The sequence below is a fragment of the Sedimentitalea nanhaiensis DSM 24252 genome (genome assembly GCF_000473225.1).
In the GTDB taxonomy this organism is placed as follows: Bacteria; Pseudomonadota; Alphaproteobacteria; order Rhodobacterales; family Rhodobacteraceae; genus Sedimentitalea; species Sedimentitalea nanhaiensis.
This window is the reverse complement of record NZ_KI421509.1, coordinates 1849771-1866116: the sequence shown is the minus strand read 5'-3', so window position 1 is coordinate 1866116 and position 16346 is coordinate 1849771. Positions and strand designations below refer to the sequence as shown.

Genomic DNA, 16346 nt, shown 5'->3' with positions numbered 1-16346 from the left:
AGGATTAATCACGCCATATTACAATCGCGTGTGGAAACACGGCTATACCCATTTGGGGATAGCTTTCATAATGCGTTGAAACTGTTTCTTAAATCTCAGCCAGAGGCGCCGATTCTGGGTTCTGTACCTGTACGGATGCGGGCGATGTTGGCGCGGTGGCGCCAGAACACCAGCAAGGTAAGAGCGATGCCCAACAGCATCGTCGTTCCAAATCCCAATGCCAGGGCCCACAGGGTGGAGGCTGCGGCGGCCGCCAGCGCACCCATCGATGAAATGCGGCTCAGCGCTGCCGCGGCTAGCCATGTGGCGCAACAGGCCAGACCGACCGGCCAGGCCAGGGCCAGCCAGAGGCCTAAGAATGTCGCCACGCCCTTGCCGCCGCGAAAGCCCAGCCAGACCGGATAGCAATGTCCCAGAAAGGCGGCCAGTGCCGCCAGTTGCACCGCGTCTTCGGTGGCAAAGGCGCGGGCGAGCAGGACCGCCACCGCCCCCTTGCCGCCATCCAGCAACAAGGTCAGCGCCGCCGCCGACTTGTTGCCGGTGCGCAGAACGTTGGTGGCCCCGATGTTGCCCGAACCGATCTGGCGCAGATTGCCCAGCCCCATCAGTCTGGCCAGGATCAGGCCAAAAGGCACGGAGCCCAGCCCATAGCCGAGACCGGCCCAAAGGATCAGCTGCGCAATCGACGCTTCAAATGGGGGCATCAGGCTCTCCGATAGACCGGGGTTCCGGCGACAAATGTTGCCAGAACCCTACCCTGCATGCGTGCTCCGTCAAACGGTGTGTTGCGCGATTTGCTGTGCAGCATCGCGCGGTCCAGCACAAATGGAACGTCCGGGTCAAACAGCACCAGATCGGCGGGCGCACCGGGCGACAGGCGACCACAATCCAGACCCAGCCGCCGTGCCGGGTTCAGCGCCAGCGCGCCAAACAGGGTCGGCAGGTCCAGGTGCCCGGCATGCACCAGCCGCAGGGCGGCAGGCAACAGGGTTTCCAGCGCCACCGCGCCGCTGGCGGCCTCTTCATAGGGCAGGCGCTTGCTTTCCTCGTCCTGCGGCGTGTGCATCGAGCTGATGATGTCGATCAGCCCGTCGCGCAGGGCCTCGATCACCGCGATGCGGTCTTCTTCTGCGCGCAGGGGCGGCTTGACCTTGAAGAAGGTGCGGTAGTCGGCGACATCCAATTCGTTCAGGGTCAGGTGATGGATGCTGACTCCGGCAGTGATGTCCAGCCCGTTGCGTTTGGCGCGGGCCAGCGCGGGCAGGGCGCGGGCGGTGGTGATCTGATCGGCGTGATAGCGCGCGCCGGTCATTTCCAGCAACGCGATGTCGCGATCCAGCCCCATACGCTCGGCCATCGGCGAAACGGCGGGCAGGCCGCGCAGCGAGGCGAACTTGCCCGAGGTGACACAGGCCCCATCCGACAGGCCCGGATCCTGCGGATGGGCGATGATCAGCGCGCCCAGGCTGCGGGCATAGGTCAGGGCGCGGGAAAATACCTTGGTATTGGTGATGACGTGATCGCAATCGGTGAACGCCACCGCTCCGGCGTCCATCAGAAACCCGATTTCGGTCATTTCGCGACCCTGCCGCCCCTTGGTCAGGGCGGCCATGGGGAGCACGTTCACCGGCCCGGCGGCATTGGCGCGGCGGGTGACAAATTCAAGCGATTCCGGCGTGTCGATGGCGGGCGATGTATCGGGGCGGGTGACCAGGGTGGTGACTCCGCCCGCCGCCGCCGCCAATCCGGCGGAACGATAGCTCTCCTTGTGCCGATCGCCCGGCTCGCAGACCTTGACGCCGATATCGACGATGCCGGGGGCCAGACAGCGATTTTCGCAATCAATGATTTCAACGGCTTCCAGAGAAATGTTTCGCGTGCGAAACATTTGTTCAAATTCAGTGTGTTCTGGAAATATTTCGGTAATGCGACCGTCCGTTGCCAGAAGGTTTCCGTAACTTTCGCGGCCTGCCTCGGGGTCGATCAGGCGGGCGTTGGTGAAAAGCTGAACACTCATGGGCAGGCCCCTTGGATCGCCGCGACCGTGGCCGCGGGGTCGGATTGGTATTTGATCAGGTGCTTGTCGCCGCCCCGGGTGATAACCTGTACGAAACTGGCCATGCTGCGCACCTTGACGATCTGGTCCAGCGCAATGCGCTGTTGCATCGGGCCGATCAGCGCGCCGTCCCGGATTTCCCAGGTCTGTGCCAGCTGTTCGGATGCCAGAAACCACCCGCGAAAGGCGATGGCAGCCAGCCCCGCGACCGCGCCGACCCAGATGTTCGGATCCCCCATCAGCCACAGCACGCCCATTGCTCCGGCCATGGCCAGCGCGGACATTTTGATATGGCTCTGGATATAGGTCTGCCGGTCAGCAGAAAAACGGATCGGCACATCGCTCATCGCATCACCAGATAGATTGCCAGGGCGATTAGCCCCAGGCATAGGGCAAAGATGCCGCCGCCGATCAGCCGCGCCCGCGCCCGGGTGGCGCGGGGCGGTTGGAGCTGTCCGGCGCGCAGTTTGACACTGTCGGTGGAAATCGGTGGGCCGGCCCGCCAATCCGTCGGCGTGGCGCTGTAGGTGGCGACCGGACGTACGGTGTTCGGAAGAACCACCTGTGCCGCACGACCGCCAAACGCACCGCTGAAGATCAGCAGAACATGGCCTTTCAGCGCCTGCAACCGGGCGCGGTCCGGTGTGATCTGCCCGGCGGGGATACCGCAGCCTTCGATCAGATAACCGGTCAGGCCGAGCTCATCCAGATCGCTGAGCGGGAAAACCTCGACATGGGGGGCGGCCAGCGGCCCGCTGTCCAGCATCTGTTCGACGGCCCCCGGTTCGGTGAGGAATCTGGCCTGTTCGGGTGGCACGTCCAGGGCAAAGACGCGCACCTTGCCCGTTTCGCCCGCCGGGATGGTCAGAACCTCACTCATGCGGCGTCAGGTCTGCTGGCCAGCAGATTGCGGGCCAGGAGCTCCATCGCGGCCATGCGCACGGCGACACCCATTTCGACCTGATCCTGAATGACGCTGCGGTTGATGTCATCGGCCAGCGTGCCGTCGATCTCGACGCCGCGGTTCATCGGTCCGGGGTGCATGACGATGGCGTCGGGCCTGGCCAGCGCCAGCTTCTCCGCATCCAGCCCGAAGCGATGGTAATATTCGCGCTCGGACGGGATGAAGCCGCCATCCATACGCTCGCGTTGCAGGCGCAGCATCATCACCACATCCACATCGGCCAGCCCCTGTTTCATGTCGTCGTAGACTTCGACCCCGAACTGGTCGATCTGGCTGGGCATCAGGGTCGGCGGGCCGATCAGCCGGATCCGGTTTTCCATCTTGCCCAGCAGCAGGATGTTGGAACGGGCCACCCGCGAATGGGCAATGTCGCCGCAGATCGCCACGTTCAGCCGGTGCAGCCGTCCCTTGGCGCGTCGAATGGTCAGCGCATCCAGCAGCGCCTGGGTCGGGTGTTCATGCCGCCCGTCGCCCGCGTTCAGCACCGCGCAGTTGACCTTTTGCGCCAACAGATCCACCGCACCGGAATGGGGATGGCGCACCACCAGCAGGTCGGGGTGCATCGCGTTCAGCGTCAGCGCGGTGTCGATCAGGGTTTCGCCCTTTTTGATCGAGCTGGCCTGCATCGCCATGTTCATCACGTCCGCGCCCAGACGTTTGCCGGCGATCTCAAAGCTGGCCTGGGTGCGGGTCGAGTTTTCAAAAAACATGTTGATCTGGGTCAGGCCGCCCAGAACATCGGAATGCTTGGCGGTCTGGCGGTTCAAGGTCACATAATCCTCGGACAGATCCAGAATGGCCGTGATGTCATCTGGGGCAAGCTGTTCGATCCCCAGCAGGTGGCGGTGGTCAAAGGACATGGGCGCTCCGCGTCAAGGTCGCGCCCTTATAGGAAGGTGCTGCAATGCGGGCAAGTCGCCGCGCCGGGTGCGAGGGGCGGATTGCAAGTATTTTTGCCAGAAAGAAGCAGGGGTGGTTTTGTCCCCGCGCGGAAGCGACTAGCGTGATGGGCATGGAATCGGCACTGGATTATCAAACCGCGCGGGCGCTGCTGGACTGGCAGATCGAACTGGGCGCGACCGAGGCGATCAGGGACACCCCGATTGATCGCTATGCCTTGCCCGAGGCCGCCCCCTGGCCAGGAAAATCCAAGGCGAAAAGCGCGGCCAAGGCGGATGCGGGGTCCATCCCGGCAACGCCCGGCGCGGTGCCCATGGCGGCCGTGGATGCGGTGGCTATCGCGCGCAAAGCGGCGCAGGCGGCCGGGTCGCTTGCGGCGCTCAGGGCGGCTCTGGGCGCTTTTGATCTGTGCGAGCTAAAGAAGGGCGCGCGCAATCTGGTGTTTTGCGACGGCGTGCCCGGGGCGCGGGTGATGATCATCGGCGAAGCGCCGGGACGGGACGAGGACCGCGAAGGCCGCCCGTTTGTCGGGCGGGCCGGGCAGTTGCTGGACCGGATGCTGGCGGCGATTGATCTGGGGCGCGACTCGTCGGTTTATATCACCAACGTGCTGCCATGGCGCCCGCCGCAGAACCGCGATCCGAAACCGGAGGAAATTGCCATGATGCAGCCGTTCCTGGCGCGCCATGTCGAACTGGCCGATCCGGATCTGATCGTGTCGATGGGCAATATCAGTTGCCAGGCTGTGTTGGATCGGCGCGGTATCACCCGGTTGCGCGGCCGTTGGGCCGAAGCGTTTGGCCGACCGGTGCTGCCTATGTTCCACCCGGCCTATCTCTTGCGTCAGCCGTTGGCCAAGCGCGAGGCCTGGGCCGATCTGCTGAGCGTCAAGGCGCGGCTGAAGGGGATCACATGAAGATCCTGGCATTTTCCGACGTGCACCATGCCCGCAATCGCGCCACCGCTCTCGTCGCCGCCAGTGCGCAGGCGGATCTGGTGATCGGTGCCGGCGATTTTTGCAACAAGCGCCAGGACCTGGCCGGAGCGCTTGGCCTGCTCGCGGGTATCGAGGCCCCTTTGGTTCTGGTGCCGGGAAATGCGGAGAGCCACGGCGAACTTCAGGCCGCCGCGCCCGAAGGGGCCACCGTGCTGCATGGGCAGGGCGTTGAAATCGGCGGTTTACGTTTGTTCGGGTTGGGATACGCCGTGCCCGAGACGCCGTTTGGCGAATGGTCCTGTGACCTGGGCGAGGACGCGGCGCGTCGGATGCTCGACGGGTGCGCGGCGGCGGATATCCTGATCCTGCATTCGCCGCCCAAGGGGGTTGCGGATCTGACCTCGAACGGGCTTTCGGTGGGGTCGGTGGCGATCCGCGAGGCGATCGAACGGATCCAGCCCCGGCTGGCGGTTTGCGGGCATATCCATGACAGTTGGGGACAGGGTGGCGAGATCGGGATGACCAGGGTGGCCAATCTGGGCCCGCGCCCCAATTGGTTCGAGATCGCGGCATGATCGACCCTCTGGTTCTGATCGCCTTTGTGCCCGCGGCACTGGCGCTGAATCTGACACCGGGGGCGGACATGATGTTCTGCCTTGGCCAGGGTTTGCGCGCAGGCCCGCGTGCGGCCTGGGCAGCCAGTGCCGGTATCGCAGCGGGCGGCATGGTGCATGTGACGCTGGCGGGGCTGGGGCTGGGCGCGGCTGTCGCGGCAATGCCGTGGCTGTTTGACGCAATCCGGTGGATCGGCGTGGCCTATCTGTTGTGGTTGGCCGTGAACGCCTTTCGCGCGGGGGGGCGATCATTCCAAAATACGCCGCGGGGGGTCAGGCGGGCCTTTCGAACCGGTCTGATCGTGAACCTGACCAACCCCAAGGTGATCTTGTTCGTTCTGGCATTTGTGCCGCAATTCGTCGATCCGGCAGCGGGGCCGATCCTGGGACAGTTCCTGCTGTTTGGCGCGGTGCTGTCCGTGGGCGGATTTGTGATCAATGGGATGATTGGGGTATTTGCGGGCGGGGCCGGGCAGAGGCTGGCCAGAGCAGGTCGATGGCTGAGCTATCTGACTGGTGGGATATTTGCGGCGCTGGCTTTGCGGCTGGCGCTCTTGGAAAGGGCGTGAACGATGGCGGGCATTGACGACAGCAGGGATTTTGTTCCGGTTCGGATCGCGGTTCTGACCGTGTCCGACAGCCGGTCACTGGATCAGGACAAATCCGGGCAGGTGCTGGTGGACCGGTTGCAGCGAGCGGGGCATGTGCTGGCTGAGAGGACCATTCTGCCGGATGAGCGGGACCAGATCGCGGACCGGTTACGACGCTGGATCGCCGATCCGCAGATCGATGTGGTGATCAGCACCGGCGGCACCGGCCTGACCGGGCGCGATGTCACGGTCGAGGCGCATCGCGACGTCTATGAAAAGGAAATCGAGGCGTTTGGGACAGTGTTCACCCTGATCTCGATGGACAAGATCGGCACCAGCGCGGTGCAGTCGCGCGCCACGGGCGGCGTGGCCGGGGGCACCTATCTGTTTGCCCTGCCAGGCAGCCCCGGTGCCTGCAAGGATGCCTGGGACGGGTTGCTGTCGATGCAACTGGATTATCGTCACCGTCCCTGCAACTTTGTTGAAATAATGCCGCGATTGGACGAACATCAGCGACGGAAATAGGCTGGAGGAACGTTAACACCCTTGTGGCTTGGCATTTTACCGTGTCCCGCTACTGTATAGGCATGGCCAGCTCATGCGGTCGAAAAGGTGTTTCTGAATGCGCTTTCTGCGTCAAAGTCTGGTTGGATTGTTGCTGGCGTCCGTGACGCTGGCCCTGATGATCTATGCGGCCAGCCTGATCATGACGGCGGTACAGGCGCGGCTGAACGACGACACCGCGCCGCCGCAGGCGCGGGAACGGGTGTTTGCGGTCAATCTTGTGACCGCCCGGGCCGAGACAATCGCCCCGCAGATGCAGGCCTTTGGTCAGGTGCAAAGCCGCCGGACGCTGGAGCTGCGCACCGCGATGGGCGGGCGGATTGTGGCGCTGGCCGACAGTTTCGAAGAGGGCGGTACGGTCAAGGCGGGCGATATTCTGGTGCGGGTCGATCCGGCCAATGCGCAATCCGAACTGGATCGGCTGCAGAACGACCTGCTGGACGCACAGGCCGAAGGGCGCGATGCCGAACGTGCGCTGGTTCTGGCGCGCGACGATCAGGCGGCGGCCGAAGATCAGGCGGATCTGCGCAACCGCGCCTTCAAGCGCCAGCAGGATCTGCAGGATCGCGGCGTGGGCACTGCGGCTGCGGTCGAAGTTGCGGAACTGGCGGCGGCGTCGGCGCGGCAGGCGGTGCTGTCGCGCCGTCAGGCCGTCGCGCAGGCCGAAGCCCGCGTCGATCAGGCGGCCACCCGCATGGCCCGCGTTGAAATCGAGCTGCAATCCGCACAGCGCGATCTTGGCGAAGCCACCGTGACGGCGGCATTTGACGGCACGCTGAGCGAGGTTGACCTGGTCGAGGGCCGGTTGGTTTCGGCCAACGAAAAATTGGCGGTGCTGGTGGATCCCGATGCGCTGGAAGTGGCGTTTCGGGTTTCAACGGCGCAATATTCGCGTCTGCTGGATCAACAGGGGGCCCTGATTTCCGCGGAGATCCTGGCGTCATTGGACGTGTCCGGTGCCGAATTGCTGGCCAATGGCCGTATCAGCCGCGACAGCGCCGCCGCAGGGGTCGGGCAATCGGGGCGGCTGTTGTTTGCCCGGCTGGACAATGCGCGGGGGTTCAAGCCAGGCGATTTTGTTGCGGTTTCGATCCAGGAACCGCCGCTGGACAACCTGACCCGGTTACCGGCCTCGGCGTTGGATGCGACCAATAAGGTATTGGTGCTGGGGCCGGATAACCGGCTTGAAGCGTTGCAGGTGCGTCTGGTGAGGCGGCAAGGCGATGACGTTCTGGTGCGCGGCGACGGGCTGGAAGGGCGCGACGTGGTTGTCGGACGAACGCCGTTGTTGGGCGCGGGTATCCGCGTGCGCCCGCTGCGCGATCAGGCGCAGGCCGAGCCGGGCCAGGCGATGCTGGAGCTCAGCGAGGACCGCCGCGCCCGTCTGGTGGCGCTGGTGCAGGGCAACAATCGCATGCCCGCCGAGGCCAAGGCGCGGGTGCTGGTGCAGTTGGGCGAAAATCGCGTCCCTGCGGGGCTGGTGCAGCGGATCGAATCCCGGATCGGGGGGTAAACGGCCATGGTGCGCGATATTCCCCGCGCCGCAGGTGGGCTGCTGTCTTATTTCACCCGGCACCGCACCGTGGCGAATCTGGTTCTGGTGATGATGCTGGTGCTGGGCGCGGCGGCGATGCCAAACATGCGGGCGCAGTTCTTTCCCGACGTGATCGTGGACAGAGTGACGGTCAACGTGGAATGGGAGGGCGCAGGCCCCGAAGATGTAGACGGCGCCATCGTGCAGATTCTTGAACCGGCGCTGATGGCGGTGGACGGGGTGGAAAGCACGGCTGCGGTGTCACGCGAGGGCCGGGCCACCATCACATTGGAATTCGAACCCGGCTGGGATATGGGGCGGGCAACGGATGACGTTCAGGTTGCCGTCGATGCGATCACCACCTTGCCGGACGAGGCCGAAGAACCCGCCGTGCGACGGGGAGCCTGGCGAGATCGGGTGACCGACGTGGTTCTGACCGGCCCGGTGGCATCGTCGCAGCTGGCCTTGTTTGCCGATGAATTTGTCACCCGGCTGTTCGCGGTTGGGGTGACGCGCACCACGATCCGCGGCGTTGCGGCACCGCAAACCGTGGTCGAGGTGCCGTCGGCCAAGCTGATCCAATATGACATCGGCATGTCCGAGATTGCCGCCGCCATCGCGGCGGAGGTCGATGCCGACCCCGCGGGCGATGTTACCGGGGCCAATGCACGGGTGCGCACCGGCAGCGAGCGCCGCTCGCCCGAGGATCTCGCCGATATCGTGCTGCGGTCGAACCCGGATGGCTCCACGCTGGCGATTGCGGATCTGGCCCGGATCCGGGTCGAGGGCGTGGATCGCCTGCGCAGCTATTTTGTCGGCGCGGACCCGGCCTTTTCGATCCGGGTGGACCGATCCGATCAGGGCGATGCCATCGCCATCCAGCGTCAGGTCGAGGAGGTGGCGGCGCAGATGCAGGCCAGCCTGCCCGCCGGTGTCACGCTTGAACTTATACGCACCCGTGCCGAGGCGATCAGCGGGCGTCTCGACATCCTGATCGACAACGGTCTGATGGGGTTGGGGCTGGTGGTCTGCCTGCTGTTCCTGTTCCTGAATGCCCGCATCGCGTTTTGGGTTGCGGCGGGAATTCCGGCGGCGATGTTTGCCGCCGTGGCGCTGATGTATATCGGCGGGCTGACCATCAACATGATCAGCCTGTTCGGTCTGATCATCACGCTGGGCATTGTGGTGGACGATGCCATCGTGGTGGGGGAGCATGCCGATTTTCGTGCCCGGAGGTTGGGCGAACATCCCGTTGCCGCCGCTGAAAACGCGGCCCGGCGCATGGCGATGCCGGTTCTTGCGGCGACATTGACCACGGTCATTGCCTTTTTCGGGCTGACGGCCATCGGCGGCCGGTTCGGGAGTCTTATTTCAGACCTGCCGTATACCGTGATCGCCGTGCTGGTTGCCTCGTTGGTCGAGTGTTTCCTGATCCTGCCCAATCACATGTCCCATGCCATCGCCCATTCCGCGAAACAGCATTGGTATGACTGGCCCAACCGGGTTGTGAATCAGGGCTTTCGCTGGGTGCGTGACCATTTGTTCAGCCCTTTGATGGCCTGGGTCGTATGGGCGCGTTATGTGGTTCTGGCCGTCATGCTTCTGGTGCTGGCCAGCCAGTTGACGCTGTTCATTCGCGGCGACGTGCAGTGGCGGTTCTTTAACGCTCCCGAGCACAGCTCGGTCACCGGCAATTTCGCCATGGTCGAAGGCGCGACACGTAACGATACGCTGGAGATGATGCGCGAGATGCAGCGGGCGACCGAAGAGCTGGGCCGCGAGTACGAGCAGCGCTATGGTCGCAACCCGCTGGATTACGTCATGGCCGAAGTGGGCGGCAATGGGGGGCGGGGGCTGTCCGGGGTCGAGACCAAGGATCGGGATCTGCTGGGCGGTGTCTCGATCGAACTGATCGACGCCGATCTGCGGCCCTATTCCAGCTTTGCCTTTGTCGGCGAATTGCAGGACCGTGTGCGCCAGCATCCGCTGGCCGAAGTGGTGTCGTTCCGGGGGTGGCGATCCGGGCCGGGGGGCGATGCGCTGGATGTACAGTTCTATGGCGCGAATGTGCAGACGCTGAAAGCCGCCAGCATGGACCTGCAGGCCGCGCTTTTGCGGTATCCCGAGGTGTCTGCGGTCGAGGACAACCTTGCCTATGACAAGGAAGAGCTGATCCTGGACCTGACACCGCAAGGTCAGGCGCTGGGGTTTACCATCGATGCGCTGGGGCGGGCCCTGCGGGCGCGGCTCAACGGAATCGAGGCCGCCACCTATCCCGACGGGCCGCGCAGCGCGACGATCCGGGTGGAACTGCCAGAAAACGAATTGACTGCCGATTTCATGGATCGCACCTATATGCGCACGCCACAGGGAACCTATGTGCCGTTGTCCGATATCGTCAGCGTGCAACAAAGCGCCGGGTTTTCCACCGTTCAGCGCGAAAATGGTGTGCGGGTAATCTCTGTCACCGGCGATATTTCCGAAGACGATCCGGCGCGGGCGAACGAGATCCAGACCGCTCTGACGACCGAGATTCTGCCCACCATTGCCAGCGAGCGACAGGTCGAGTGGTTGCTGTCGGGGCTCAACGAACAAGAGGACGATTTTCTGACTGATGCGCGCAACGGGCTGATCCTGTGCCTGACAGGGATCTACCTGGTGCTGGCCTGGGTATTTGCCAGTTGGACCCGGCCCTTGGTGGTGATGGCGATCATCCCCTTTGGTCTGGTTGGCACGATCTGGGGCCACTATATCTGGGAGGTGCCGCTCAGCATGTTCACCGTGGTCGGGCTGTTGGGCCTGACCGGAATTATCATCAACGATTCCATTGTGCTGGTGACCACCATAGATGAATATGCCCAGGAACGGGGGTTGATTCCGTCGATCATCGAGGGGGCCACCGACCGGTTGCGTCCGGTGATGCTGACCACGCTGACCACGGTGCTGGGGCTGGCTCCGCTGATGTACGAGCAAAGTCAGCAGGCGCAATTCCTGAAACCGACGGTGATCACGCTGGTGTACGGGTTGGGTTTCGGCATGGTCATCGTGCTGCTTGTGGTGCCCGCGTTGATGGCGGTGCAAAACGATATTGCCCGTCCGATGATGTCGCTGCGCCGATCACGGACCGGGCCGTTTCGCGGCGTGATCTGGGGGGCGGGGGCGGTGTTGCTGGCCTGGATGGCGTCGACGATGGGTTTGGCGGCGGTGACCGGGGCCTTGCCTGGTCTGCTGTTGCAGATGCTGCCGCAACTGGCTGATGTCGATCCCCTGCGGGCCGGGCTGATTGCTTTTGTGCCGGGGGCGGTTGCGATCGTGGTGCTGGCCTGGCTGGCTGCGGCCCTGACCTATGCGCGGCGGGCGTGATTGCGCCGGATCGCCAGATCCATTACCCAAGCCACGCGTTCGCTCATCGGCAAGGTGCCTGCGCGCACCTGTTGATGCGACACCCAGGCCGCCTCTTGCACGTCATCCGCGGCCTGCGGCACGCCGCGTTCGAAATCGCATAGCACTGCTGCCAGAAGAAACTGGCGGATGACCGTCCCGCGATCATCGCGCAGCAGAACGTCGATGTTGGTCAGGTATTCGACCGGACGTGCGGATACCCCGGTTTCCTCGAACAATTCACGCGCCGCGGCGTCCAGTGCGGTTTCGCCCAGTTCGACATGGCCGCCGGGAAACCCCCACAGACCGGCATCCGGAGGATTGGCGCGCCGGGCCAGCAGAACGTGGTTTTTGGTGGCGACGATGGCGATTGCGCCCAGCAGAGGGGGAGGCAATCGCATGTCAGCCGGGCGCACAGCCCTGGATCTCGACCGCACGGTCGCGGCCCAGCACAGTGATGCGTACAGCCGAGCGGTCGAGTGCATAGGCGCCGTTCTTGACATGAATCAGATCGCTGGCCGCCGTCAGAATCCCGCCCTGGCGGCTGGTTTCTGTCTGCGAGGCCCAGATCTGGGCATTGCCCGGTTCGATCACCGCGACTTCGCGTCCGCCGGTCGAGGGCAGGGCGATACGGGCCTCGATCCGCAGGCCGCCGTCAATGGGGGTCAGGCGGCAGGTGGCGGTCTTGACGCCGCCCTCGCGGCGGTCGTAGGGGCGTTGCGCCAATGCGGCGGCGATGGCCGGGTTACGCCTGGCCTTCCGGTCGATCTGATGGTCGATGGACAGGGTTGCGGGAATGCACACGTCCCGGCAGACTCCGATTTCGATCGTACCGCGCAGTTGCATCGGGCGGGACGGGTCGGCGGGCGAGATTTCGACCGGCAACACCAGCTGATCCTTGTAGCCGATGGATTGCATCCCGTTCTGATCAAACACCTGCGGCGTTGGCCAGATATAGTCCATCTCGCCGAGATTGCGTGACTTGCGCCAGTTGAATGTCGGGGGAATGCCTGCGTCACCGGGCGCACGCCAGTAGGTTTTCCAACCTTCTGACAGTGTCAGCCGCAGCGCGGCCATATAGGTGCCCCGCGCTGTCATGCCGCCGTCAAGGACGTCGATGCTGACGATGTCTTTCAGACTGCTCTGGGCCGATGTCGCGGTGGCGGCAACGGCGGCACAAAGGGCGATAGCTGTGGCAAGACGCTTTATCATGTTCAACTACATGCGCAATCGGCGCTGAAATGCCAAGTAACGTTCCGTTTAATGCACAGGATTCGTTGATGTTGTGCCGATCTGTCCCTTGCGCCGCGCCAGGGCTGCGGCCATGTTGAAGACGGGAGTATGGATCACCGACGGGCAGGAGTGCTTAGGAAACATGGATCTGACCGGAAAGCTGCTGATCGCGATGCCGGGAATGGGCGACATGAGGTTCGGACATTCCGTTGTGTTTCTGTGCAGCCATGGCGACGAGGGCGCAATGGGGCTCATTGTCAACAAGCCGGCGCAAGATGTGCGGTTGTCACATTTGTTGGAGCAGCTCGATATCCAGCCAGAACCACCCGGACGGGACATGACCGTTCATTTCGGTGGTCCTGTCGAAAGCGCGCGCGGATTTGTGCTTCATACGCCGGATTATGCATCGAACCTGCAGTCGATGGCGGTGTCCAAGCAGTTCAGCATGACAGCGACACTGGATATTCTGGAAGACATTGCCGTGGGCAATGGCCCCAGGCGAGCGCTGATGATGTTGGGCTATGCCGGTTGGGGGCCGGGGCAGTTGGAAGCGGAAATCGCTATGAACGGCTGGCTGACGGCAGATGCAGACAGCGATCTGGTCTTTGCCATGGGCGATGAGCACAAGTGGGGCGCGGCGCTGAATCTGCTTGGGGTGGATCCGCTGACCCTGTCGGCAAGTGCCGGTCACGCCTGAGGCAAGGGGGCGCTGCCCCCTCTTGGCCCGTCAGGCCAATTCACCCCCGGGATATTTTCCGCAAGAGGAAGAGCCGGGTGGGTTTACCGGTCACGGGGGGCAGCGGCGCGGCGCAGCCGGTCGTTGATCGCAACGCCCAGCCCGGTGTTGGGAACCGGGGCGATGGCGATGGGGCGGCCGGTCTGGTCCAGTTTGTGCAGGTGGGCAAACAGGTTGGAGGCTGCTTCGGCCAAATCAGCGCCGCGCGACAGGTTCAGATCGCAACCCATGGCACCGAAACCAAGCAGCGTCTCGCCCTTTCGGGCAGCGGTCGCATTCAAGCGCACAGCGGCGGCGGGGGCGTAATGAGAGAGCATCTGCCCCGGTGCGGTGAGGGCTTCCGTTTGATCGCGACGGCCCAGCGAATGGCCAAGAACCGCCTCGATGGTTTCGGTGGGCAAGCCGCCGGGGCGCAGCAGCGTGGTGTCTTTACCTTCCAATCCGATGATGGTCGATTCCAGACCGACAGCGCAGGGGCCGTCGTCGACCACAGCTGCGATGCGCCCGCCCAGACCGTCCAGCACATGCGCTGCGGTGGTGGCGCTGATCCGGCCCGAAGGGTTGGCCGAGGGGGCGGCCAGCGGACCGTCGAACAAGGCCAGCAGCCGCTGCGCGGCCGGGTGGGCCGGGACGCGCACCGCCAGCGTGTCCAGCCCCGCCGTAACCAGCGACGCAATGCCGTGATCGGCCCGCAATGGCAGCACGAGGGTCAGCGGGCCGGGCCAGAAGGCCGCCGCCAGACGGTCAGCCGTGCCGGTCCATGTGACGTAGCGTTTCGCGGAGGCGACATCGCGCACATGCGCGATCAGCGGGTTGAACGTGGGTCGCCCCTTGGCAGCATAGATCCTGGCCACGGCAGGGCCAGACCGGGCATCCGCCCCCAGCCCGTACACGGTTTCGGTAGGAAAGGCGACGGTTTCGCCCCGCGCCAGCATTGCGGCAGCACGGGTCAGATCCGCGGTCGAGGCAGTCAATATTGCGGTGTCGGTGTGGGACATGTCTGTGACGCGGCGTTTCGGTTGCGTGTTGGGGCTGGCTGGTTTGCAATGGCGGCAATCTTTCTTCATTAGAGGTGGCGCGCTTGGAAGCCAAGCCCACTTGATCGCCCCCGCCCGTCCATGAGGTCCCTGACATGCCGTACCGTGCCCCCGTTTCCGACTATGAATTCCTGTTGCGCCATGTGGTCGGTTTCGACCAGGTCGCGGCCACCGATCGCTTCTCTGAGGCCAGTGCCGATATGGTCAGCGCCATCCTGACCGAGGCAGGCAAGATGTCCGAAGAGGTGATGGCCCCGTTGCAGCGCGATGGCGATCTGCATCCCGCCTGGCTGGAAAACGGCGTATTGCGGACCTCGCCCGGATATTCCGCTGGCTGGAAGGCGATCGCCGAGGGGGGCTGGATCGGGATGAGCGGCAACCCGGAATATGGTGGCATGGGTCTGCCGATGACGCTGGCCACCAGCGTCAACGAGATGATGGCCGCTGCGTGCCTGTCACTGCAACTGGCCCCGCTGATGAGCCAGGGTCAGATCGAGGCGCTGGACCACCATGCCAGTGACGAGCTGAAGGATTTGTACCTGCCCAAGCTGATCAGCGGCGAATGGGCCGGGACCATGAACCTGACCGAGCCGCAGGCCGGATCGGATGTGGGCGCGTTGTCGTCCAAGGCCGAAGCCAATGGCGATGGGACCTATGCGGTCACGGGTCAAAAGATTTTTATCAGCTGGGGCGACAATGATTTTACCGAGAATGTCTGCCATCTCGTTCTGGCGCGACTGCCGGACGGCGTGCCGGGCACCAAAGGGATCAGTCTGTTTCTGGTGCCCAAACGGCTGCCGGACGAAAATGGCAATGCGGGCGTGGCCAACAGCCTCAAGGTGGTGAGCCTGGAGCACAAGATGGGCCTGCATGGCAGCCCGACCTGCGTGATGCAGTACGACGGGGCGACGGGCTGGCTGGTCGGCAAGGAGCATGGCGGCATGGCGGCGATGTTCACGATGATGAACAACGCTCGTCTGGGCGTTGGCGGGCAGGGTGTCGGACAGGCCGAGGGCGCGTATCAACAGGCCTTGTCCTATGCGCTGGAGCGCAAACAGGGCAACACGCCCGGCGGTACGATCATCGATCATGCCGATGTGCGCCGGATGCTGACCACGATGAAGGCCGATCTGTTTGCGGCGCGTGCGATCATGCTGGCCTGTGCGGTGGCCATCGACATGCAGACCGCGACCAACGATGCCGACTGGGCCGCCCGCGCGGCATTGCTGACGCCGATTGCCAAGGCGTTTGGCACCGATGTGGGGATCGCCGTGGCAGAGACCGGCGTGCAGGTGCATGGCGGCATGGGTTTTATCGAGGAAACCGGCGCGGCACAGTTCAGCCGCGACGTGCGGGTGACTGCGATCTACGAGGGCACCAACGGCATCCAGGCGATGGACCTGGTGGCGCGCAAGATGATGGACGGGGGCGACGCCGCATTGCGACTGCTGGACGAGATCGAGGGCGATGCCGAGCGCGCCCGTGCCTCTAACCCGGCGATGGCAGAGGCCGTCTGGCAGGCCACGGAGTCGCTGCGTGAAAGTACGGAATGGATGTTGGCGCAGGGCGACATGAACGACCGGTTTGCCGGGGCGGTGCCCTATCTGCGTGCTTTTGCGCGGGTGTTGGGCGCGCATTTCCACCTGGCCGCGGCACAGTCCGACAAGGGCGGCGCGCGCGAGAGGCTGGCCCGGTTCTACATCACGCGGATGCTGCCGGAACATGCGAGCCTGTTGGCGCAGGCGCAATGCGGCGCCGAGGGGCTGTTTGCGCTGAGTGCCGACGACCTGGCGGCCTAGG

16 protein-coding genes are annotated in these 16346 nt (G+C 64.2%); 8 read left to right on the top strand and 8 right to left on the bottom strand.

Annotated features, from left to right (window positions below; all coding sequences use genetic code 11):
* Positions 1–95: 95 nt before the first annotated feature.
* Genes plsY through NANH_RS0110895 form a run of 5 tightly spaced genes read right to left on the bottom strand, consistent with a single transcriptional unit; the run spans position 96 to position 3880 of the window.
* A complete protein-coding gene (gene plsY, locus NANH_RS0110915) occupies positions 96–704 on the bottom strand; it encodes a glycerol-3-phosphate 1-O-acyltransferase PlsY (protein ID WP_027262075.1) in 609 nt (202 codons plus the stop codon).
* Positions 704–2017: a dihydroorotase gene (pyrC, locus tag NANH_RS0110910; protein ID WP_027262074.1), complete on the bottom strand. Its 1314-nt coding sequence runs from the start codon at positions 2015–2017 to the stop codon at positions 704–706. The genes plsY and pyrC overlap by 1 nt, the downstream gene beginning before the upstream one ends.
* Positions 2014–2403 carry a hypothetical protein gene (locus tag NANH_RS0110905; RefSeq protein WP_027262073.1) on the bottom strand — a complete coding sequence of 130 codons (390 nt, stop codon included), beginning with the start codon at positions 2401–2403 and terminating at the stop codon, positions 2014–2016. The genes pyrC and NANH_RS0110905 overlap by 4 nt, the downstream gene beginning before the upstream one ends.
* A complete protein-coding gene (locus tag NANH_RS0110900) occupies positions 2400–2936 on the bottom strand; it encodes a hypothetical protein (protein ID WP_027262072.1) in 537 nt (178 codons plus the stop codon). The genes NANH_RS0110905 and NANH_RS0110900 overlap by 4 nt, the downstream gene beginning before the upstream one ends.
* Complete coding sequence (locus NANH_RS0110895) at positions 2933–3880, bottom strand: aspartate carbamoyltransferase catalytic subunit (RefSeq protein WP_027262071.1); 948 nt, start codon at positions 3878–3880, stop codon at positions 2933–2935. Before NANH_RS0110895 ends, NANH_RS0110900 begins: the two co-directional genes overlap by 4 nt.
* Before the next feature lie 152 nt (positions 3881–4032).
* On the opposite strand from NANH_RS0110895, the gene NANH_RS0110890 reads away from it, so the two are divergent.
* The 6 genes from NANH_RS0110890 (at position 4033) to NANH_RS0110865 (ending at position 11522) form a co-directional block, all read left to right on the top strand.
* Positions 4033–4836: a uracil-DNA glycosylase gene (locus NANH_RS0110890; RefSeq protein WP_027262070.1), complete on the top strand. Its 804-nt coding sequence runs from the start codon at positions 4033–4035 to the stop codon at positions 4834–4836.
* Positions 4833–5432: a metallophosphoesterase family protein gene (locus NANH_RS0110885; RefSeq protein ID WP_027262069.1), complete on the top strand. Its 600-nt coding sequence runs from the start codon at positions 4833–4835 to the stop codon at positions 5430–5432. The genes NANH_RS0110890 and NANH_RS0110885 overlap by 4 nt, the downstream gene beginning before the upstream one ends.
* Positions 5429–6040: a LysE family translocator gene (locus NANH_RS0110880; RefSeq protein WP_027262068.1), complete on the top strand. Its 612-nt coding sequence runs from the start codon at positions 5429–5431 to the stop codon at positions 6038–6040. Before NANH_RS0110885 ends, NANH_RS0110880 begins: the two co-directional genes overlap by 4 nt.
* A gap of 3 nt (positions 6041–6043) precedes the next feature.
* Positions 6044–6586, top strand: coding sequence for a molybdenum cofactor biosynthesis protein B (moaB, locus tag NANH_RS0110875; RefSeq protein ID WP_027262067.1), 543 nt, complete (start codon positions 6044–6046; stop codon positions 6584–6586).
* A gap of 97 nt (positions 6587–6683) precedes the next feature.
* A complete protein-coding gene (locus NANH_RS0110870) occupies positions 6684–8138 on the top strand; it encodes an efflux RND transporter periplasmic adaptor subunit (protein ID WP_027262066.1) in 1455 nt (484 codons plus the stop codon).
* 6 nt (positions 8139–8144) lie between these two features.
* A complete protein-coding gene (locus NANH_RS0110865; protein ID WP_027262065.1) occupies positions 8145–11522 on the top strand; it encodes an efflux RND transporter permease subunit in 3378 nt (1125 codons plus the stop codon).
* On the opposite strand, the gene NANH_RS0110860 is transcribed toward NANH_RS0110865, so the two are convergent.
* Both NANH_RS0110860 and NANH_RS0110855 read right to left on the bottom strand, forming a co-directional pair.
* Positions 11504–11941, bottom strand: a complete 438-nt coding sequence (locus NANH_RS0110860) for an NUDIX hydrolase (protein ID WP_027262064.1) — start codon at positions 11939–11941, stop codon at positions 11504–11506. The two genes, NANH_RS0110865 and NANH_RS0110860, sit on opposite strands and share 19 nt — an antisense overlap.
* Position 11942: 1 nt before the next feature.
* Entirely contained in the window at positions 11943–12752 is an 810-nt protein-coding gene (locus tag NANH_RS0110855; protein ID WP_027262063.1) for a protein-disulfide reductase DsbD domain-containing protein, read from the bottom strand.
* Positions 12753–12915: 163 nt separating this feature from the next.
* Here NANH_RS0110855 and NANH_RS0110850 point away from each other — a divergent pair, with 163 nt between their 5' ends.
* The gene (locus NANH_RS0110850; RefSeq protein ID WP_027262062.1) at positions 12916–13470 is read left to right on the top strand and encodes a YqgE/AlgH family protein; all 555 of its coding nucleotides are present in this window, start codon (positions 12916–12918) and stop codon (positions 13468–13470) included.
* 83 nt (positions 13471–13553) lie between these two features.
* Here the strand turns inward: NANH_RS0110850 and NANH_RS0110845 are convergent, their stop codons facing one another.
* Positions 13554–14507, bottom strand: coding sequence for an L-threonylcarbamoyladenylate synthase (locus NANH_RS0110845; protein WP_027262061.1), 954 nt, complete (start codon positions 14505–14507; stop codon positions 13554–13556).
* A gap of 134 nt (positions 14508–14641) precedes the next feature.
* Here NANH_RS0110845 and NANH_RS0110840 point away from each other — a divergent pair, with 134 nt between their 5' ends.
* Positions 14642–16345 (top strand): acyl-CoA dehydrogenase, encoded by a 1704-nt coding sequence (locus NANH_RS0110840; protein WP_027262060.1) that lies wholly within the window; start codon positions 14642–14644, stop codon positions 16343–16345.
* Position 16346 lies beyond the last annotated feature (1 nt).